The organism is Microcystis sp. Msp_OC_L_20101000_S702 (assembly GCF_007095705.1).
GTDB lineage: Bacteria > Cyanobacteriota > Cyanobacteriia > Cyanobacteriales > Microcystaceae > Microcystis > Microcystis ichthyoblabe_A.
In genome coordinates this window covers 1-18,588 of sequence record NZ_SFBO01000188.1, presented here as the reverse complement: position 1 = coordinate 18,588, position 18,588 = coordinate 1, and the positions used below count along the sequence as shown (strand labels likewise).

22 protein-coding genes are annotated in these 18,588 nt (G+C 42.1%); 11 read left to right on the top strand and 11 right to left on the bottom strand.

The annotated features are described in order from the left end of the window. Positions 1-346 precede the first annotated feature (346 nt). From EWV60_RS19675 to EWV60_RS19645, 7 genes are all read right to left on the bottom strand, one after another. Positions 347-961, bottom strand: a complete 615-nt coding sequence (locus EWV60_RS19675; RefSeq protein WP_287234181.1) for an ABC transporter ATP-binding protein — start codon at positions 959-961, stop codon at positions 347-349. Positions 962-2,809: 1,848 nt separating this feature from the next. Then, positions 2,810-3,571 (bottom strand): hypothetical protein, encoded by a 762-nt coding sequence (locus tag EWV60_RS19670; RefSeq protein WP_287234179.1) that lies wholly within the window; start codon positions 3,569-3,571, stop codon positions 2,810-2,812. Between the two features lie 3 nt (positions 3,572-3,574). Beyond that, positions 3,575-4,576, bottom strand: a complete 1,002-nt coding sequence (locus tag EWV60_RS19665) for a hypothetical protein (protein WP_287234177.1) — start codon at positions 4,574-4,576, stop codon at positions 3,575-3,577. Next, positions 4,573-6,021, bottom strand: a complete 1,449-nt coding sequence (locus EWV60_RS19660) for an ABC transporter ATP-binding protein (RefSeq protein ID WP_287234175.1) — start codon at positions 6,019-6,021, stop codon at positions 4,573-4,575. Before EWV60_RS19660 ends, EWV60_RS19665 begins: the two co-directional genes overlap by 4 nt. Positions 6,022-6,100: 79 nt before the next feature. Further along, the gene (locus EWV60_RS19655; RefSeq protein ID WP_287234173.1) at positions 6,101-6,619 is read right to left on the bottom strand and encodes a caspase family protein; all 519 of its coding nucleotides are present in this window, start codon (positions 6,617-6,619) and stop codon (positions 6,101-6,103) included. A 648-nt stretch (positions 6,620-7,267) separates the two neighbouring features. Next, positions 7,268-7,513: an HNH endonuclease family protein gene (locus tag EWV60_RS19650; protein WP_287234171.1), complete on the bottom strand. Its 246-nt coding sequence runs from the start codon at positions 7,511-7,513 to the stop codon at positions 7,268-7,270. Then, positions 7,510-8,790: an AAA family ATPase gene (locus EWV60_RS19645; RefSeq protein ID WP_287234169.1), complete on the bottom strand. Its 1,281-nt coding sequence runs from the start codon at positions 8,788-8,790 to the stop codon at positions 7,510-7,512. The genes EWV60_RS19650 and EWV60_RS19645 overlap by 4 nt, the downstream gene beginning before the upstream one ends. A 285-nt stretch (positions 8,791-9,075) precedes the next feature. Between EWV60_RS19645 and EWV60_RS19640 the strand changes: the two genes are divergently transcribed. Beyond that, the gene (locus EWV60_RS19640) at positions 9,076-10,266 is read left to right on the top strand and encodes a class I SAM-dependent methyltransferase (protein WP_287234167.1); all 1,191 of its coding nucleotides are present in this window, start codon (positions 9,076-9,078) and stop codon (positions 10,264-10,266) included. Between the two features lie 227 nt (positions 10,267-10,493). Here EWV60_RS19640 and EWV60_RS19635 read toward each other — a convergent pair whose 3' ends face one another. Further along, complete coding sequence (locus EWV60_RS19635; RefSeq protein ID WP_002738935.1) at positions 10,494-10,733, bottom strand: DUF4327 family protein; 240 nt, start codon at positions 10,731-10,733, stop codon at positions 10,494-10,496. Between EWV60_RS19635 and EWV60_RS19630 the strand changes: the two genes are divergently transcribed. After that, positions 10,723-10,884, top strand: coding sequence for a hypothetical protein (locus EWV60_RS19630; protein ID WP_002752946.1), 162 nt, complete (start codon positions 10,723-10,725; stop codon positions 10,882-10,884). The genes EWV60_RS19635 and EWV60_RS19630 overlap by 11 nt on opposite strands. Positions 10,885-11,384: 500 nt before the next feature. Here the strand turns inward: EWV60_RS19630 and EWV60_RS19625 are convergent, their stop codons facing one another. Genes EWV60_RS19625 through EWV60_RS19615 form a run of 3 tightly spaced genes read right to left on the bottom strand, consistent with a single transcriptional unit; the run spans position 11,385 to position 12,611 of the window. Continuing rightward, complete coding sequence (locus EWV60_RS19625) at positions 11,385-11,873, bottom strand: diacylglycerol kinase (RefSeq protein ID WP_002752945.1); 489 nt, start codon at positions 11,871-11,873, stop codon at positions 11,385-11,387. A gap of 28 nt (positions 11,874-11,901) precedes the next feature. Further along, positions 11,902-12,414: an rRNA maturation RNase YbeY gene (gene ybeY, locus EWV60_RS19620; RefSeq protein WP_287234156.1), complete on the bottom strand. Its 513-nt coding sequence runs from the start codon at positions 12,412-12,414 to the stop codon at positions 11,902-11,904. A gap of 11 nt (positions 12,415-12,425) precedes the next feature. After that, positions 12,426-12,611 (bottom strand): DUF3285 domain-containing protein, encoded by a 186-nt coding sequence (locus EWV60_RS19615; RefSeq protein ID WP_002752941.1) that lies wholly within the window; start codon positions 12,609-12,611, stop codon positions 12,426-12,428. Positions 12,612-12,769: 158 nt separating this feature from the next. Between EWV60_RS19615 and EWV60_RS19610 the strand changes: the two genes are divergently transcribed. From EWV60_RS19610 to EWV60_RS19570, 9 genes are all read left to right on the top strand, one after another. After that, entirely contained in the window at positions 12,770-14,221 is a 1,452-nt protein-coding gene (locus EWV60_RS19610) for a RecQ family ATP-dependent DNA helicase (RefSeq protein WP_287234154.1), read from the top strand. A gap of 331 nt (positions 14,222-14,552) precedes the next feature. Further along, positions 14,553-15,473: a hypothetical protein gene (locus EWV60_RS19605; protein ID WP_287234152.1), complete on the top strand. Its 921-nt coding sequence runs from the start codon at positions 14,553-14,555 to the stop codon at positions 15,471-15,473. A 387-nt stretch (positions 15,474-15,860) separates the two neighbouring features. Next, the gene (locus tag EWV60_RS19600) at positions 15,861-16,085 is read left to right on the top strand and encodes a DUF4160 domain-containing protein (protein ID WP_256094027.1); all 225 of its coding nucleotides are present in this window, start codon (positions 15,861-15,863) and stop codon (positions 16,083-16,085) included. After that, positions 16,066-16,380: a DUF2442 domain-containing protein gene (locus EWV60_RS19595; protein WP_002752929.1), complete on the top strand. Its 315-nt coding sequence runs from the start codon at positions 16,066-16,068 to the stop codon at positions 16,378-16,380. The genes EWV60_RS19600 and EWV60_RS19595 overlap by 20 nt, the downstream gene beginning before the upstream one ends. 224 nt (positions 16,381-16,604) lie before the next feature. Continuing rightward, positions 16,605-16,880, top strand: a complete 276-nt coding sequence (locus tag EWV60_RS19590; RefSeq protein WP_002739245.1) for a hypothetical protein — start codon at positions 16,605-16,607, stop codon at positions 16,878-16,880. Between the two features lie 11 nt (positions 16,881-16,891). Continuing rightward, entirely contained in the window at positions 16,892-17,242 is a 351-nt protein-coding gene (locus EWV60_RS19585) for a clan AA aspartic protease (RefSeq protein WP_223210736.1), read from the top strand. 250 nt (positions 17,243-17,492) lie between these two features. After that, positions 17,493-17,768, top strand: coding sequence for a hypothetical protein (locus EWV60_RS19580; protein ID WP_002752924.1), 276 nt, complete (start codon positions 17,493-17,495; stop codon positions 17,766-17,768). Beyond that, complete coding sequence (locus EWV60_RS19575; RefSeq protein ID WP_002752923.1) at positions 17,765-18,133, top strand: hypothetical protein; 369 nt, start codon at positions 17,765-17,767, stop codon at positions 18,131-18,133. The genes EWV60_RS19580 and EWV60_RS19575 overlap by 4 nt, the downstream gene beginning before the upstream one ends. A gap of 190 nt (positions 18,134-18,323) precedes the next feature. Then, positions 18,324-18,374 (top strand): hypothetical protein, encoded by a 51-nt coding sequence (locus EWV60_RS19570; RefSeq protein WP_230400958.1) that lies wholly within the window; start codon positions 18,324-18,326, stop codon positions 18,372-18,374. Positions 18,375-18,588 lie beyond the last annotated feature (214 nt).

Sequence of the window (18,588 nt, the reverse complement as noted above, 5' to 3'; positions counted from 1 at the left end):
ATCAGAAAAGTCATGATCAAGCTAGAGGTTTAAAGACTGATCGGGTTCCAATTATTTTTATTAATAAATATTTTACACAATTCATACCAGGTAAGCAAGAGAGCTACGCCACTACTACCAAATCATTACCAAGTGATTAAGTAGGTAGGTGTTAAAAGTTCTCAGGCACCCCCCTTATCAAGGGGGACAGGGGGGATCCCCCCGCCCATCAGCACCCCCCTTATCAAGGGGGGCAGGGGGGATCAGACGCAAAATCTATCTTCAATTTAATTATAACTACTTACTTATAAACTGTAATGATTAAACAATAGAGCGAGAAATTGAAATCCCTAAAGGGATCAAGTGACTATATCTCGTCGCTGCGAATACTATCCACCAAATTCTGTCGCATCTCTAGGAATTCTCGGGATAGCCGCAAAGAAGCCGGGGTTACCTCGTGGTCACGGTGGGCGAAAGGATTGACGATATCCTTAACCACGCGACTGGGACGAGCGTGGAGGACAACGATGCGGGTGGCGAGTAAGAGAGTCTCTTCCACGTCATGGGTGATGAAAAAGATCGTTTTCCCTGTTCTCTGCCAAATGCCTCTGAGATGGGTTTGGATCGATTCGCGGGTGAGCGCATCGAGTGCGCCAAAAGGTTCGTCCATGAGAATAATCGCTGGTTCGGCGGCTAGGGTACGGGCGATCGCTGATCGTTGTTGCATCCCTCCGGAAAGCTGATAGGGGAAGAAATTCGCCGCTTCCGAGAGTCCCACCATCTCCAAAGTGGCGGATACCCTTTGTTTTCGTTCCCGATCGCTCACTCCTTTCATTTTTGGCCCAAACTCGACATTTTTGGCGATCGTTAACCAAGGGAACAGGTTAGGACGAGAGAACCACTGAAACCACCGCCGATAATGGCGATCGCCAGTTGAGAAACAGTCACATCGGTCATGTCCTTGTCCTGTATTATAATTCATCCAAGATTGTATTATGCTTCATTTAGAATACAAAGACAAGGCTGCGATGCTACGGGGCGGCTACATCTAAAATGAGAGTGCCTGGTGAACTATCCCTAAATTGACGAAGGTAGTAGCTTCCTTTACTGTATCCTTCGATTCTGTGGCAAAATCGGGCATAATTTGGTAGAATTCCTTCAAATAAAAATGAAACAACAGATTGATTTTATTCTCGATACAACCAAGAAATATTAAAGTAATCTTAAGGTTAAGATAGTTTTAAAATGTAGCAAATGTACTTGGTATTCACAATTTTAAAAGCACAACCCCAAGGGTAGAATCGAGTAAAGCCAGTTTCGGCTTTGTTTGGCATTCAAATTTGTTTAAGTCCCATTAGAGTAGAATTGCAGTAGGAATGGGAACTGGCAGAAAGTCGGTTACAAGGTTGGTGACTATGAATTTCCGGGGAATTTTTCTTAGATATCTCATGCTGGTTCTGGTGTTGACCCCAACGCCGGTTTTAGCCCAGCAGACAGATGTTATGATCGCACCCACTCAAATTGATATCGTGGGGATGAAAGGAGCGATCGCAACTCGACGTTTATTTGTGAAGACTCCCCAGCCTATTGAAGCAATGCAGCTGATTCCTCCCGATCTTAATAGCTCTGATGGAACTCAAATATTACCGCCAGCAGCAGTCCAGATTCCAGAAATGTCGCCCAAACAGCCACAAAACCGATGTCAAGCTTCAGGTATTGAAAGAATTGCTGCTAGTCTAGAAAAGTCTAATGAAGCAATTCTCCCTGTCTGTTTTGACTTAAAAGAAGCCCCTAGCGGAGAATTTTCCAGTCAGCTACAACTCAGCTATCAAGGGGGACAGCAGCTTGTTCCGATTATTGTCAAAGTGAAGGATTTTGGGCTGTTACCACTGGCTGTTCTCTTCGTTGGAACTGGCATGGGAATTGCTGTTTCTACCTATCGTTCTCAGGGTCAGCCGCGAGATGAAATTTTAGTGCGGGTTGGTCGCCTGCGTGGGGAAATGCAGGAGGATAAAGAATTGGTTAAAGCACCTTCGTTTCAAGGGCAAATTGAGGCTTATTTGTATGATGTGAAAGTTGGGCTTCAGGGAGATCAATTAGAGGCAGCGCAAAGTGGGATTGAGCAAGCGGAACAAGTTTGGGCGAAGTGGATTAAAGGACGCACTGATTGGCTCAATCAACTGGCATATTGGCAGGAACTAAATCAGCGATTGCAAGATTTAAACCCCAATATTCCTTATGTGCAGATGGTGCGCCAGGAAATGGAAGTTGTCAGTGCTGAAGCTTCTGAGTTGGAAGGGCCGGATAAATTGCGCGATCGCCTGGATGAATTGGCTGGACAAATCAATCGCTTCCTGCAAGTTCAAGCATTAGGAAAGCAGTTACAGAATTTGTTAGCCCAACTTCCCTCGGAAGAGAAAGCTAACTGGGAATCGAAAATTCTGGCTTGGGAAAGGCAAATCAATCAGATTCAGCCTTCTGAGTTGACGCAGGATGCTCCTCTGCTGGCGGAGATGGAAGGGGCGATCGCAGAAATGACTCAATTGGTAGCACAGCAGTCGGGTACGTCAGTCATGGCAAAGGGCATCTTGAGCATACCCCATCTCGCTCCCGCACCTTCGGCTCGTCCTTTGAGCTGGGAGCGAGAGGTTTCTGGTGCAGGGTGGCGACTGCGGTGGTTTACGGGGGTGAGTTATGCGATCGCACTAACTAAAACTCCAGTTTTTAGATTTGTATCACCAAGTATTGGCCGCAAGATTGAAAGCTTGGGACAGAAATTTTTATGCTTCTTCAGGTTGATTGAGCTTGCCATAAGCTACATCGATCACCTTTATGATAGTAGCAATGGACCGATTTCTTTGATAATTTTTAGGACAGGAGTAGCTATTTCTCCAATGCTTGTTGCTGCTTCTTTTAATCCGTCTAAACTGAGTTCGTACCAGGGACGACGAGGGTTAGAGCTTGCGGCTTCTTTGACTAAAGTTTCAGCGTCTTGAGCCATTTTTTGGGTGGTATCTATTTGTTCGGGTGTGGCTTGTTTACTGATTTCATTGATGGTTTTAAGTAGTTGATCTAATTGTGTTTTTAGATCGTTATTGACATCAGCTTTTGCTAAGGTGTTAAAGCTTTCCTGAATGCTATCTGCTATAACAATGGGAGCAGAAATATTAGCATTATCACCAATTTTAATGATTTTTTCTTTACTCATGGTTTTCTCCGCAACGTTGTCTCCAGTTTGGGATTGTTGAATAATAAGTTGATGGATATTAGAATGGGAGATCAGGCTTTGGGTTTCTTGGGGTAAGATTTTCGATGACTCTTGATTAGAGCGCGTCCCAATTTCTTCTTCTAGGATTTCAATTAGCTCTAGCATAGCATACATTATGCTGTTTTTCTGACGTTGAATTTCTTCATGGCTAATAATTCCTCTGTTTTCGTTAAAGAAAGCTTGTTGTAGCCTAGCTTTATATCCAATGACTTCATTTTTGAAGCGAGGAGAGTATTGGGTGACAAATTCTAGTAATTGTTGACTAGCATTTCTGAAATCACCTTGTTCAATTATATCTTTGATATTGTTGAGAGTAATAGACATACTTTATTCTTTGGGAAGGGCTAAAGTTCGATTCAAAATTAATTTGTACAAAGGAAATATAAAAATATAAAAAACAAAAAACATTATTAGTGCTATAGTATTGGTTCTGAAACTACTATTGGCCGAGCCAAATACAATAGAAGAGATTAATACCCCTAATGCAATTGGTAAAATCGCAAAACTAATAAATTGGAAATTATCAAATCTTCTTCGCATTGTTAAGCTAGTGGATTGAAAAAATAATACTATATTCAACAAGATTAATATTATTAGCCAAGATAATTCATTTTGGCTTAAACTAGATAAAACTATTCCCAAAAATATCGTTGCAATTATCAAGGCTAGTACATAAAGCCCAATCCATCCCATAGTCGCCCAATTGCTATATTTTCGGATAACCAATAAGAATATTCCTAGCATCAGAAATATTGTGTGAAAAAACCAATGAATCTCGTAAGGCAAAAAGTAATTATAGTTACTAGATCCATCCAAGAAGTCTTTCATACTCCGACACACCTGACCCTCATCTTTATACGGTGTTTGAAAATGACTAACTTCAACTTCACTGCATTCAGTTGACGTTTCCATCCTAACCAAACTAGCAGTTCTATACATTGCGGTTGCCGTCATTGTTAAAGAACTAGAAGTAATAATAACTGCACATAAAGTATAAATAATTATCTCCAGTAGTCCTATTCCAGAAGATGTATTTCCATATTCTTTTTCAACGTTATATAGCGATTGTTTAACAATCCAAAAAATAAAGATACCTGCTTCAACAAACATTATCAAGACAATAAAATATTGGATAAATTCATCAATTATTTTTGGATTAATAGTTAAAAATACGAATAAATTAAGAATAAGATTAACTAATAATCCATAATAAATACAATAATGAACTTTTGTTACCCAAAATCGAGGATAATTCAACAATAAATAGCGATCTATTTTTTGTAATTGTTTGGGATTAGTTAAAATGCGAAGAAAATTAGGAATGTTCATTTTTCTTTTTTAAATAATTTGCGAGTTGATTTACTAATATCCCTAAAATAACTGAGAGATATATTTTGCTGATTAGCAAAAAGATTTAGAATGTCTCTGCTAGTAACATTTCTGGGCGTATCAACAAGAAATTGATGATGACCAACCATATCTATTCCATAATAATCAATTTCTTGCAGTAGATCTGTTAATTTTTCTTTAGATAGCTGACAGCCCAACTCGAAGGTATTTTCCCTCCTCTGCTCCGCAAAGACTTGCACGTTCCCATTGTATAAAGCTTGGCCATCTTTAATAAAAATAATATTGTCAGCAATATTTTCAACATCATAAATATTTTGAGAACTTAAAATGATTGATTTAGGAGCCATCAAAGAATCAGCTAAATATCTTAAATCTTGTAAAAAAAGCAACTGAGTGTTAATATCAAGGTTTGCCAAAGGTTCATCTAAAATCAGAAGTTTTGGATTCCAGACTAGAGCTTTAGCTAAAGCAAACCGCATCTTAAACCCCCCAGAAATTTCTTTCCAAGTGTAATCTCGATATTTATCGAGCCCCAAACGGCTAATAATAAAATCTACCTCCTCTTCATTCGTTTTGCCTTTGATTCCATGAATTGCGGCTGAGAAATGCAAGTTATCGGCTAATAGACCTTCCCATTCTGATAATTCTTGAGGAATATAAGCAATTTGCTGTTTTATTTTATATAAATCTTGTTTGTTATCTTTATCCAAAGCAGGATATCTAATTTGACCACCCGTTTTTCGCAAATTACCAGTAATAATTTTGAGTAAGGTGGTTTTACCGTTACCATTTTCACCAACGATAGCAGTGATTTCTTCTAATTTTAATTCAACTTTGGGGATAGAGAGAGTAAACTGACCGGATTTACCCCTATAAGTTTTGGTAATATCTTCTCCCAAAAACACAACATTGGCATCGGAAGGCTGTAATGTTATAGAAGAAGAGTCCTTTTTTTGTTCCCGAGAAAGCCTCTTGGCTCTTTCAAGTGGAGTTTCTCGAAAATTAGTTGTTTCATCGGATGTGAGAGAGCTATCGAGTTCCTGGTTTTCACCTATTTCTTGACTAGCATCAGATACATTATCTAGGGAGTTGTAATTACTATTTCTTGTACTTATAGCAATTAGTTTAGGAAGCTCGGAATACTCTAAGATTGATTCAATTAACTCTAAAATACTATATACTAATTTTGTTTCTTGCTCTCCGAAATCTTTTTCAGGAAACCGACGTTTGTCATCTCTCATAGCCACGAACCTACGCCGAATATCAGTAGCATCCGGTTTAGAAACCTGATTTGTTCCGAAATCGCCAACAAAATCCATTAATCGTTTAGTTGCTAAATCCATTTGGTTATTCTCAACAAGTTTTTGAACTTCTTGTGCACGACGACTACGGGCTGTTGATGTAGCTGATGATGTTTCCAACATTAAAATGTTTTCTCCGATAGAGGTTTATGATTACAGATGCCCAATAAAATCTGAAATGATTTTAAATTATAGTAACTGTTCAGGGGAGGACAAGTAGCCAGTGGCATTGACTGTGTGGAAGGACTCTATGACCAGGGTGTTCGGGTTGACCAATTCCCCTCGCATGGCAGCAATCGAAGATAACCACCAATTTCCGGGCGGGGATGGCGCGTAAGGCTTCGGTAAAATCAGTCCCCGCGATCGCAGTTTCTGCCAGTGAAGTTCCAGAAGTACAGTCCGCATCCACAGGTAACAGGTATTCCCCCGCATGAGGACCAAAATCCACTTGTCCACCGTGACTAGAAATGTAGATCACTACGCTAGAATCGACATCGCTCTTCTGAGCGATAGAACTCAAAGCCTCTCGCAGATTTGCTTGTGTTGCCTGACTATCTAACAGTAACTGCACATTGTCCGGCACATAGCCCCCATAATTCGGACTGACCAGCAAATTATAGATGTCCTGAGCATCTTTGAGGACAGTGGCAGGCAGAGGATTGATTTTTTGATAATTAGCGATGCCCACAATAAGAGCATGGGCATTTTCTAGAGCAGGCATAAATCAATTTTGTTCAGACAGATTATCTGACCTTTTAAAGATAACATAGGGTAGTGGGGCAACGATATTATTAAAAGGGGCGCGGACGGTGATCGCCAGTTGGGAAACAGTCACATCGGTCATGTCGTTGTTCTGTATTATACTTCATCCAAGATTGTATTATGATTCATTCAAAATACAAAGGTAAGGCTGCGATACCACGGTGCGGCTACATCTAAAATGAGAGTGTCTGGTGAACTATCCCTAAATTGGCTAAGATGGTGCAGGGTTGGGGATTAGCAGGCGTAAAATCGGAAAACAATTAGACAAAATAATGAGCAAATAGCCTATCATTTGCCAAATTTGCCGATTTATCCTCAAAAGTGATGATACTTTGCCCTCATGTTTTTCAAGAACAACTGGATTCTCTTTGGGGTAGCGTAGATTCCACAAACAGATGATTTGATCTTCTCCACCAGATGCTAATCTGCCTCCATCAAAGCTAAAAATGCCAGTGAGCTTATTGCTTTCTGATGTGCAAGGATTGATTGAGTTGTTAACTCGAGGTATTGACTATTTCAAGTTAAAACCGTCGGAACTGCCTAAGACGACTATTCTTCTAGATAATGGTTATCATCCTGACAAAATAGAGAAAGAGTTAGTTAAGGTCTATCTAGAGATAATGACTAAAGTGGGATCACTCTGAGGTTTAAAATGTTCTATATGGCATTTACCATCAACCAATCGACTTTCACAATAACAACATATTTCCCCCTGTTCTGTCATCAACGCTTTAATTAGTATTTCTTTTGGTTTTCCTGCTAAATTTTTAAAGTCGGGCTGCCAATCTGAGTTAGCTTGCTCTTTCCAATCCTTAAACTCTGGTGGTTCTTGTCTTTTTCTAATATACTTCATTTTCCGATAATTTCCTTGCGTCGAATAATAACTTCAGCTTTAATTAATTCTGGATCATCTTGAATTTTAGCTCTGAGATAATTGATTTTATTTTTAGCTGCCTCTAATTGATTTTGAGATATTTGTTCATAGATATCTTTCAAAGCTTCAGGGATTTCCTTGGGACGAGTTGTCTCTAATCCCATCAAATCTTCTAAAATTCGATCAACATTTTTGCCGTAGGACTCTTGCACGGGATGAAATTTTATTCCCATTTCTGTTTGTTCCATGAAGTGTAAACTTTCTGGCTGAACATGAGTGATAATATTAGGAGAATGGGTGGAAATAAAAAATTGACAGTTAGGAAAAACTTCTAGTAATTTAGGTACTACAAATCTTTGCCATTGAGGATGTAAATGTAAGTCAATTTCGTCAATGATAATAACGCCAGTACCCGTTAAGGGATCAGGATTTTGAGGATTAGCAATTGCCATTCTTCGAGCTAAATCTCCAAGCATAGCAATCAGACATTTTTCTCCATCAGAAAGTTGATTAACAGTAACTATTTTATTCTTTTTTGTTACTTCCATTCTCAAGGGATTACGACGGACGCTAAGATTACTAAAATCGGGTAGAAAACGTTCGATCGTTTCCCAAACTGCTTCCAATTGGGGATCAGGAAAACAAAAACCTTCTGGTTTAATTAGATCATACTGATATTTTCTATTTTCATTTTCTAAATCTTCTCGCTCGCGAAACCATTCAAAAAAAGTGCGAAAATCTGATCCACTGGTTAAAGCATTTTCGTAGGCACTTAGAGAATCAAATTGATGTTTTGTTTTAATTTTTAAGGGTATATCTAGCACGGCTCGATTAACAGAATAATAAACAAATAAAGGTAAGTTAATTTGTCCTTGATGCTCAGTAATTTGTCGTTGTATTTGTTGAGTGTATTCATTTAATTGGCTAAAATTACTCCCTTCCCCAGCGTGGCTATATCCAGTCCTAGTTTTTACTATTTTCCAAGTAATCTCTTGACTATCTTCCGTCGCCCCAGTGATTTCAATTATAGCCGTCCCCTTACCATTATTAATCTCGGTTTCGCTAATCTTTCGTCCACTGGCATTAGTATTTTTTAGGCGATTAACTAACCATGAAAGCATAATCGCCAAACTGTCTAAAATCGTGGATTTTCCCGCACCATTAACTCCTATAAATACGTTTAATTGCCGATGAAAGTCGATGTTTAAACTAACTACACCTCGATAATTAATAAGCTTTATAGACTTAATTTTCATGGATTTTTGTATCGGCAAGATTTGCTTATATTTGAGATAATTGCTAGAGAATGACTCTCGAATAATTGCCAGTAAAACTTAGATAGGGTTAAGAGACAGTAGGACAAGGAATAGAAAAAAATATCGACCAAAGAAATAATATCTAGTTTTGGCACAGAACTGGATAGTCATAATGATTATTTATCATTTACTCCCAACCAACTAAAAAAACCCCGGCTGACTTTCCCGATCGCTGCCGTCTGTGAGACAATCGATCGAGTGTTATCCTAAACTCTGCCAATTTTCATGTCCGACGACGCTACTATTCGCACTGCTGTACAACGTCTCTACAATACCTATCCTTTCCCCCCCGAACCGCTCCTAGACGAACCTCCTCCGGGTTACAATTGGCGCTGGAATTGGATTGCTGCCTATAACTTTTGTTCTCATCGTAAACCTGAACGAGAGGATATCCGCATTCTCGATGCGGGTTGTGGTACTGGTGCGGGAACCGAATATCTGCTCGCGCTCAACCCTTTTGCTAATATAGTCGCGATAGATATCAGTGAAAAAGCTCTAGAAATTGCCAAAGAACGCTGTAATCGTTCGGGAGTCGCACCAAAACACCGAGGTTCTCTGGATTTTCACCATTTACCCCTTGAATCCGCCACTAATCTCCCCGGAGAATTTGATTTAATTAACTGCGTCGGGGTGCTGCACCATCTCCCAGACCCGATTAAAGGGATTCAATCCCTCGCGCAAAAACTGGCCCCCGGTGGTCTGCTGCATATTTTCGTCTATGCACAATTGGGACGCTGGGAAATCCAGTTAATGCAATCTGCGATCGCACTTTTGCAAGGAGACCGGCGCGGGGATTATAAAGATGGGGTCGCTGTCGGCCGAGAGATTTTTGCCTCTCTACCAGAAAATAATCGCATTTTGAAACGGGAAAAAGAGCGTTGGTCAATGGAAAATCATCGCGATGAATCCTTCGCTGATATGTACGTTCACCCCCGGGAAGTGGACTACAATATCGATACCCTCTTTGAACTGATTGATGCGTCAGGATTAGCCTTTATTGGCTTTTCTAACCCTTCCTACTGGCAATTAGAGCGTTTATTGGGTAAATCCCCCGAATTGATGGCTAGAGCGCAAAATTTAGGGGAAAGGGAACGTTATCGCTTGACGGAATTATTAGATCCGGAAATCACCCACTATGAATTTTTCCTCGCTAAACCACCGATTCTGACTGCCGATTGGTCCCGGGATCAAGTCCTAGAGAATGCAGTGGCCGAAGTTCATCCCTGTCTTTATGGTTGGCCTAGTGCAAGTGTTCTAGATTACGATTATCGGCCGGTTAATCTCTCGGAGAGAGAATTTGATTTTCTACAAGCTTGCGATGGTCGTTTAACCGTGGGAGCAATCGATGCTCAAGTTGGTTTAGGATTAACTGGTGTGCGTTCTTTACAACAGCGCCAACTACTGATTTTAAGTTAGGGAAAACTTGGGGATGTTAGAGATAGCGTCCCTTGGCAATCGGCAACTTTTAAACTAACTTGGCTAAATCTTGCCAAAAATTCTTGTTTCTTAACAATTATCCCCCTCTCTCCCCATAGTTTCAGCCCCAGAAATGACTAGGGCTGAATTATAATAGTTATATAGAGTGGACAAGGCTGATAAATTTCTGATTGGTCCGATTTTTACCCAGATCGGCAAACGGGAGTTTAGTCATTATCCCAAGATTCCGAGGCGATTAAGTCACCAATTTGATCCCTGAGAAGGTAGTCACACCGTTCTAGTTCACATTCAACACAAACCCACTCCCGAGGGGGAATGAACTGACAGAGGGTGTAGATCGGTTGGTGTCTGCTCACTACCCCCTGTTCTACCATCTGACGGACTTCGTCCTTAATCATCCTGATAGAGTAAGCGGTGGGAGCGGTGGAGAAAGTTATGGCACTCATGGGAGATTTCCTGCAAGATCTACAAAAAAGTCTTATCAATAACTATACTCTAACCTATAAGGGGACAAAAGAGATTTTTTGCTGTATCGAGGATGACAATTTTTTATATATAGCGAAACCCTCTCCCCTCGCCAGTTTAGGCTTAGGTTAAGAAAAGTTAAATTCATCGGCTAAAAGCTGTCGAGTCCCCTTATGTCAAATCAGTGATCAGTTATCAGTTATCAGTGATCAGTTAAGCTGTTGACTATCTAGAGTTTGCTGAATAAATGTGAAATGTAGGCAAGGTAAGGGTTTTGGGGCTTTTCTTGCGAAACAGGTGCAAGATTTTGAGAGAATCGTGGTTCAAAACCTTGCATCTTCATCGGCCCGTGTCCTGTAGGGGCGAAGCATTCGGGCAATAACCTATCGCTGAAACCGGAGATTTTCTATCCGAATGCTTCGCCCGTACTTTTTGCCGCAAATCCTATCTAAAGACTGCACCGGAGTGCTGGAGTTGGCAGCAGGGAGAGAAATTCAGAGCATTTGTACTTAATTTTTCCCTAAGCGTTTTAAAATCAGTACATATGATCAGTGATCAGATTTGAGTTTTCAGTTTACCGTTTACTGGACGGCTACGCCGTGCCTTTGGCAACACTGAAAAAAGTTTCCCGCTTAACCTAATAAATGGGGAATAAAAATAAAAGCCGCTACGAGTAAAGCGGCGATCGAGGCGATTAAAACGGCACCAGCGGCACAATCTTTCGCTATTTTGGCTAAATCATGGTAGGATTGCCCCACCGTCAGATCTACCACTGATTCTAGGGCAGTGTTAATTAATTCTAAGACCATCACCAGAGCGCAGGTAAGGGTGACAATCGCCATTTCCATGGCATTAACCCGCAAAAATAAGCCCCAACTAATCGCTACTAGGGTCATCAGGGTGTGAATGCGAAAATTTCTTTGACTAACAAAAGCATAACGGACTCCGGCCCAAGCGTAGCGAAAACTGACTAACAGATTCGAGGCGACTTGCCAAGCGTATTCTCTTTGACTGGGATTGTTACCCTCACTCACCTGTCCCGATCGAGGGATAAAATTATTGTTGAGATAGGGATTAGATAGGCTGGTAGATTGGTTGGCTTGATGATAGTTTGTCTTCATATTCCTCAATAATGCTTGACAAAAATAACTAACTATGTATCGGCATTTCGACGGTTTTTAACAAAGTTTCCTGTAAAGATAGCATTTCTAACAGACTTGTTTCATCGGGATGGTCCCAACCCAAAAGATGTAAACAAGCGTGGGCAGTTAACCAGGCCAATTCTCGCACCAAAGAATGATTTTGTGTTAAAGCCTGTTGTTGTGCTGTCTCCACAGAGATGATAATATCCCCCAAATATAAAGGTTCTGTCTCTAAAATGCCCTCATCCACTGGTAAATCCACTTCCAGAGTGGCAAAAGCGAGAACATCCGTCGGTTGATCTTTGTGGCGATATTGGCAATTATAGGTCTGAATTTCTCGATCGTCTGTTAAACGCAAACTTAGTTCATAACCGGCGGCAAGGGGGAGATAATCCGATAGATAGCCTAACCATGTCTCCAACCAATAGTGCCAAGTTTCCCCATCCACAGGACTATTTCCGGGATCAAAATAATTATCCTGTAGGCACAAATCCACCCCTAGGGGTAAAGTCTCACTCACCAGATTTCACCCTAGGGACGCGTCAGATAGGAAATACCGACAAAAAAGCCTAATAGGGCTGCTGTAGTCAAAAAAAAGTGTTTTAACGAGACGCCTTTTTTCTTGACCATATTCCGCATCGCCAGCTTGACGTAACTGGGTTGCGCTTCCGTGGCGGTTTCTACTGCGGGGTCAGTGGTGCTAACAGGTTCAGTCATCAGTAATTCCCCAGACAAGGATTGATCGCTATAAGTGTAACAGATTATTAAAGAAGTGCCAAAAAAATTCAATTATGGGAAAAATTGTTACCCGTCCGGGATAGTCAAAACCGCTCAACTCCCCCACACCCCACACCCCACACCCCAGCAGTTAACCCATGTCTTCCCACAATACCGAAAGCATCCGGACTATTTTTGAAAAAATTTGGGGCTATGATAGCTTTCGCTTTCCCCAACAGGAGATTATCGAGACAATTTTAGCGGCAAAGGATGCCCTAATTGTCATGCCCACGGGATTTGGTAAATCTATCTGTTTTCAATTGCCCGCTTTATTAAAAACCGGCTTAACCCTAGTGATTTCCCCCTTAGTTGCCCTGATGGAAAATCAGGTGGAGGAATTATTAGCCAAAAAACTACCCGTCGCCCTGATTCATAACGAAATCCCCCGACAACAGAGAAAGAAAACCTTAGCAGCGATCGCAGATCAAACCCTGCGACTTCTCTATCTTTCCCCAGAAACCCTCTTAAGTCCGCCCCTCTGGTCAAAATTAACCCTTCCCCACGTTAAAATTAACGCTCTTATCCTCGACGAGGCCCATTGTTTAACCCAGTGGGGCGATAATTTTCGTCCTGCCTACCGTCGTCTCGGTGCTGTCCGTCCCGCTCTGCTGCAATCAAAACCGGACGGCAGCCAAATAGCGATCGCTGCTTTTACCGCCACCGCTAACCCCGCTACCCGTGAGACGCTCACCCGCATCTTACAACTAGAAAAACCACAACTTTTCTTAATAAATCCTTACCGTCAAAACCTTGACTTAAGCACCAAAATATGTATTAGCCCCGGTTGTCGTCGTCATCAACTATTAAACTTCCTCACCGGTCAACCTCGACAATCCGGCCTGATCTATACTCGTTCCCGTCGCCATAGTGAAAATTTAGCGGCATGGTTGCAATCTCTCCACTATCGCACCAGTGCCTATCATGCCGGTTTATCCCCCTTTCAGCGTCGGGAAATAGAACAAAATTGGCTGCGGGGGGATTTAACTTTTGTTGTCTGTACCTCAGCTTTTGGCATGGGTATCAATAAACCCGATGTGCGTTGGGTTGTCCACTACCAACCCCCAGCTTTACTATCGGAATACCTACAGGAAATCGGCCGCGGTGGTCGCGATGGGGGTAAAATGCAGGCTCTCACCTTAATTAGTGAACCGACGGGATGGTTAGATAATAGCGATAAAAACCAGCAAAAATTCTTTAACTCCCAACAGGAACGCCAATACCGACAAGCTTGGCAAATTTTAGCCCAAATTCCCCTAGAGGGCAAAGTAGAGGCGATTAGTGCCGAATTTCCCGATGGTGCGCTCATTCTCTCCCTTTTACACAGTCTCGATCGCCTAGAATGGCTCGATCCTTTTCATTATCGGCTTATTTATCGCCATAATTCCGCCAAGATGACTTTTAAACCCAAAAATGAGATGTTTCCCTACCTCTATACCCGTCGCTGTCGTTGGCACTTTCTCTTAAATGCTTTTGGTTTTCAGGAAAATGCCGATAATTTTCGCTGTGGTCATTGCGATAATTGTCGTCGCAATCGACCTCTGGTAAGCTAGGGAGCGCCAGAGCAGGGAGAGCAGAGCATTTGTACTAAATTCTCCTGTCTTTTTTCTCCTCCTGTCTCGGATTCTCCTCACTTAAGGGAAGATTTTTGATTTTTGCAGGAGATCTATAGCGGTTTTCACAGAAGTTAGTCCCGATTGAATTTATCAAGGGATTTACCATACCTTACCCGAAATAATAGTGAAATTCTGTGACAAAGTACAGCCAGATATAAGAATCTTTGCTAGATTTCTAGAAAGCTTCTGTGATAAGTCTCCTTAAAAAGAGATTGTTTGCAGTAAGCTAATCTGGCTAACACGCTTTTGAAAGTTGCGATATTGGTTTATGCAAAGAAAGTACATATACCCAGTTCTTGGTCTTTTTGTTGGTGCTATCGTCAATGTCATTTTCAATTTGATTGCAGCGGCTATTCAGCAACGAACTATTGGTGAAAAATTTAATGATCAAATGATTTTATGGATGATCGCATTCGCGGTTTTTGGTCTGTTAATTGGGTATTGGCTAAGTCTCAAGACAGGAAATACAAACGCTTCAGAGCAGAAAGGTGGCATCAAAGCTAAAGGTATAAGAAGCCGAAAAGGGCGATTTATGGCAGATGAGAGAACTGGACAAGGTATTGATGCAGAAGATATTAGAGCCAGAGGTGACATCTCACTTACAAGCTCAAATAGCCATTTCAATCAGCCCCCCACAAATAAAAGCGGTTCATCAGAAGCAGGAGGAGCAGGAGTGATAGACGCAAGAGCATTGAGCGCTGGTGGTAACATAGCAATCTTCAATGGCTCAGTACCATTAGGAGAGCAACTTGAGTATTTCCGAAATCAGCTAAATATTTCATCTCCACAGTTAAATGATTATGCTACAGCCAAGTTTCGATCATATTGGGATATGTGGAGAATACTTCAGCTATTACGTTTGGCTGGAAATGATTTGTGGAAACAAGCAACTCATGAGAATGTTTTGACTTTTTCTAGCCAACTAAGAGCAACGCTCGAAAAAGTTGAAGAAAGCGCAATCTTTTTTGATGAAATAGACTATGAAAAACTTAAAAATATTTTAAAAATATTTGGTGAATTTAGACTCGGAAAAATTCGACTTTTAGAGATACGTTCAGAAGGAGATCTGCGGTTTGTAGTCCCAGATATAGCAGAAGAACAAATTGACCGTAATCGGCGATATAAACATGAATATGAGGAGCTTTTGAATGAAATTCGTATATCATTTAGAGAAAGAATCTGTCGTTAGCAAGTGCGATCGCATATCTTGTAGGGTGCGTTCCCTAATGTGACTCCTACTGCTCCAGTGTGATCGCCGATCTTGTAGGGTGCGTTCCCTAATGTGGCTCCTACTGCTCCAGCGATCGATTTTTGGGGAACGCACCATGCACATTGATTGCAGCTGTGGGTTTAAATGCGATGTCGAAGGCACTGCGTAGCAGATCGCTGATCTTGTAGCTTGGGTTGACGAAAAGAAATCCAACACCTTCGGAACTAAACTGTGAACGCTAATCTTGTATTGTTCTTAACCTTAAATAGCCTTTGGCCTACATGAGCATATTCACAGATTGACAGTCAGCGAGGCATTCAGCTATGTTTGAGATATTTAGAGCAAAACTTTTGAATGCCCACGCTGTTGACCGTTGGCCCATATCGATTCTTTTGCTACGCAGGCGATCGCCATGAGCCACCTCACATCCATGTTGAACGAGATCGAGAGATCGCTAAATTCTGGCTTCAGCCGGTTCGTCTTCAGAGTAACCAAGGATTTAACCGCACCGAAATTAACCGCATTCAAAAACTTGTTCAAGAAAACCAAGAACAATTACTAGCAGGCTGGAATGACTTTTTTAACGAATGAAGTATTTGAAACATTGGCAATTCAGCAATTGGCCATCACAGATGACACACTCAGTGTAGATTTGTCTGATGGGCGCACTATATCTGTTCCCTTGGCATGGTATCCTCGGCTCCTGCATGGCTCAATTGAGGAGCGCAATGATTATCGCTTGCTCGCTGGTGGCAGTGGAATCCATTGGAATCAACTAGATGAAGACATTAGCACTAAAAACTTGATTCTTGGCCAACCATCAGGGGAAAGTCAAAAATCATTGAAGCGTTGGTTAAATAATCGAGTACGATCGCCGATCTTGTAGGATGCTTTCCCTAATGTGGCTCCTACTGCTCCACCGATCGATTTTTGGGGAACGCACCATGCACATTGATTGCAGCCGTGGGTTAAAGTGCGATGCGGAAGGCACTGGGTAGCAGATCGCTGATCTTGTAGAGACGTAGTAGGATGGGCATTAGCTCATCCTACAGACCTGTGAGATATTATAGAGGGGTCTCCAGAAGTCAAATCGTAATCAGGAGTTAGTATATGCAAGCAATCCTTTTAAGCCGTGAAGAAGTTGCTCAACGTGCAGAGAAACTGTACGAAAGCAGAATCCGCCAAGAGGTGGAAGTTGAAGAAAACATTGGCAAGATGGTTATCATTGACATTGAAACAGGTGACTACAAAGTTGATGAAAATGGCTTACACGCTGCTGACTTATTGAGCGAGAAACACCCCCATGCTCGGCTCTTTGGGATCAAAATTGGCTACAACGTTGCTGCCGCTTTTGGTGGGGGTGTTATGGAGCGTGTAGTTAAGTGATTTCAGGTATTGTGGCTAATGGACACCCGCTTATCACTATCCCATTTCGGATTCCAAATCGCGCTGACTTTCCGATTGAGTTTGTAGTAGATACAGGATTTACAGATGAGCTTTGTTTACCACCCGAAGCAGTAGCATTACTGAATCTTCCTTTCAGGTACGATATGCGTGCGAATTTAGCAGACAACAGCCAAGTAATGCTGCCTCTTCACAAAGCAATTATTATCTGGAATGGTGAGGAGCGAGAAACTCGTGTATTTGCCACAGGGCGGCGACCCCTGGTTGGAACTGCTTTATTAGATAGCCATGAACTTGTGATTCAGTTTACGGAAGGTGGGTTGGTAACGATTGATGATTTATAGTGCGATGCCGAAGGCACTGCGTAGCAGCACGCCGATTTTGTAGGGTGCGTTCCCTAAGGCGACTCCTACTGCTCCACTAATAGATTTTTGGGGGAACGCACCATGCACATTGATTGAAGCGCCGATTCAAATTTGAAGTGCACCACTGGGGGGCTTCCGATGAGGCGGCTCATCAGTAGTAGAGCGGGAGCACTTCGTTAGAATAAATCAGAGTATAATTAAGGCAAAATACTGAGTTGAGGTCAACCCTATGGCAGTTCGTCAACGGCGTTATCCCAAAGATGAGTTAGCCGAGCGAGGGCAAAAACTCTACGAATCTGGCATTCGGCAGCAAGTCGAAGCCGGTAATGAAGGTAAGATTGTAGCGATCGACATTGAAACTGGAGAGTTTGAAGTCGATGAAAACGTTGTGCCTGCAACTAATCGACTCTTTGAACGTCACCCCGATGCCCAACCTTGGATCATTCGTATCGGACACCGCGCCGTTTATCATTTCGGGGCACGGAGTTTGAAGAAAAATCCATGATGGAAGGTGTTGTCAATTTGCGGCGTGAAGCCACGCTAAGGATTGTAGTCGGAAACTCAAATCGGCAACTGCAAGCGGTTGACGCGGTGATTGATACCGGGTTCAATGGATTTTTATCTTTGCCCTCTACAATCATCGCTACATTAAATTTACCTTGGAGTGGTTCTGATTTTGTCACGCTGGGTGATGGCAGTGAAACTTATTTTGATCTGTACACTGGGACTGTGATATGGGATGGGCAGTACCAAGAGATTGATATTGCAGAATCAGAAACAGAGCCTCTACTAGGAATGGCGCTGCTTTACAGATATCGGTTGCAGGTCGATAACATTGAGGGCGGTAAGGTCAAGATTGAAGCCTTATGAGCCAGTGCTAGAAGAGATTCGGTGAGGCGCGGTCTAACAACGCAGCCGTAGGGTGCGTTCCCTAATGTGGCTCCTACTGCTCCAGCGATCGATTTTTGGGGAACGCACCATGCACATTGATTGAAGCTGTGGGTTTAAGTGCGATGCCGCTCCTCCCGCTCAAACCCCGGAACCCTCTGCCCTCGTTGGTCTGGGGGCCGTCGTCGCTCTGGGGGCTGGCTTCAAGCGCCGCCGCGCCTAGGCAGACAAAAACTAAGCGTTAATTGAAGGTATTACAACAGGAGAACCGCAAGGGTCTCTTTTTTTGTGGGTAATTGTGAATTAGAGAAATTGACATATAACTGGACTTCCCCGTTGACAAAAGGCCATAACCTGTGCTGTAGAAGGGATTAAGAGAATTTCCGCCGCCCCGTTACTGGGTACAAATCAGGGAAACTCCCAATAAATCTAACGCT

Coding starts and splice junctions, on each gene's coding strand:
- EWV60_RS19675 (WP_287234181.1), bottom strand. CDS start 961: ATGAATTATAATACAGGACAAGGACATGACCGATGTGACTGTTTCTCA.
- EWV60_RS19670 (WP_287234179.1), bottom strand. CDS start 3,571: ATGTCTATTACTCTCAACAATATCAAAGATATAATTGAACAAGGTGAT.
- EWV60_RS19665 (WP_287234177.1), bottom strand. CDS start 4,576: ATGAACATTCCTAATTTTCTTCGCATTTTAACTAATCCCAAACAATTA.
- EWV60_RS19660 (WP_287234175.1), bottom strand. CDS start 6,021: ATGTTGGAAACATCATCAGCTACATCAACAGCCCGTAGTCGTCGTGCA.
- EWV60_RS19655 (WP_287234173.1), bottom strand. CDS start 6,619: ATGCCTGCTCTAGAAAATGCCCATGCTCTTATTGTGGGCATCGCTAAT.
- EWV60_RS19650 (WP_287234171.1), bottom strand. CDS start 7,513: ATGAAGTATATTAGAAAAAGACAAGAACCACCAGAGTTTAAGGATTGG.
- EWV60_RS19645 (WP_287234169.1), bottom strand. CDS start 8,790: ATGAAAATTAAGTCTATAAAGCTTATTAATTATCGAGGTGTAGTTAGT.
- EWV60_RS19640 (WP_287234167.1), top strand. CDS start 9,076: ATGTCCGACGACGCTACTATTCGCACTGCTGTACAACGTCTCTACAAT.
- EWV60_RS19630 (WP_002752946.1), top strand. CDS start 10,723: ATGGCACTCATGGGAGATTTCCTGCAAGATCTACAAAAAAGTCTTATC.
- EWV60_RS19635 (WP_002738935.1), bottom strand. CDS start 10,733: ATGAGTGCCATAACTTTCTCCACCGCTCCCACCGCTTACTCTATCAGG.
- EWV60_RS19625 (WP_002752945.1), bottom strand. CDS start 11,873: ATGAAGACAAACTATCATCAAGCCAACCAATCTACCAGCCTATCTAAT.
- EWV60_RS19615 (WP_002752941.1), bottom strand. CDS start 12,611: ATGACTGAACCTGTTAGCACCACTGACCCCGCAGTAGAAACCGCCACG.
- EWV60_RS19610 (WP_287234154.1), top strand. CDS start 12,770: ATGTCTTCCCACAATACCGAAAGCATCCGGACTATTTTTGAAAAAATT.
- EWV60_RS19605 (WP_287234152.1), top strand. CDS start 14,553: ATGCAAAGAAAGTACATATACCCAGTTCTTGGTCTTTTTGTTGGTGCT.
- EWV60_RS19595 (WP_002752929.1), top strand. CDS start 16,066: ATGACTTTTTTAACGAATGAAGTATTTGAAACATTGGCAATTCAGCAA.
- EWV60_RS19590 (WP_002739245.1), top strand. CDS start 16,605: ATGCAAGCAATCCTTTTAAGCCGTGAAGAAGTTGCTCAACGTGCAGAG.
- EWV60_RS19580 (WP_002752924.1), top strand. CDS start 17,493: ATGGCAGTTCGTCAACGGCGTTATCCCAAAGATGAGTTAGCCGAGCGA.
- EWV60_RS19575 (WP_002752923.1), top strand. CDS start 17,765: ATGATGGAAGGTGTTGTCAATTTGCGGCGTGAAGCCACGCTAAGGATT.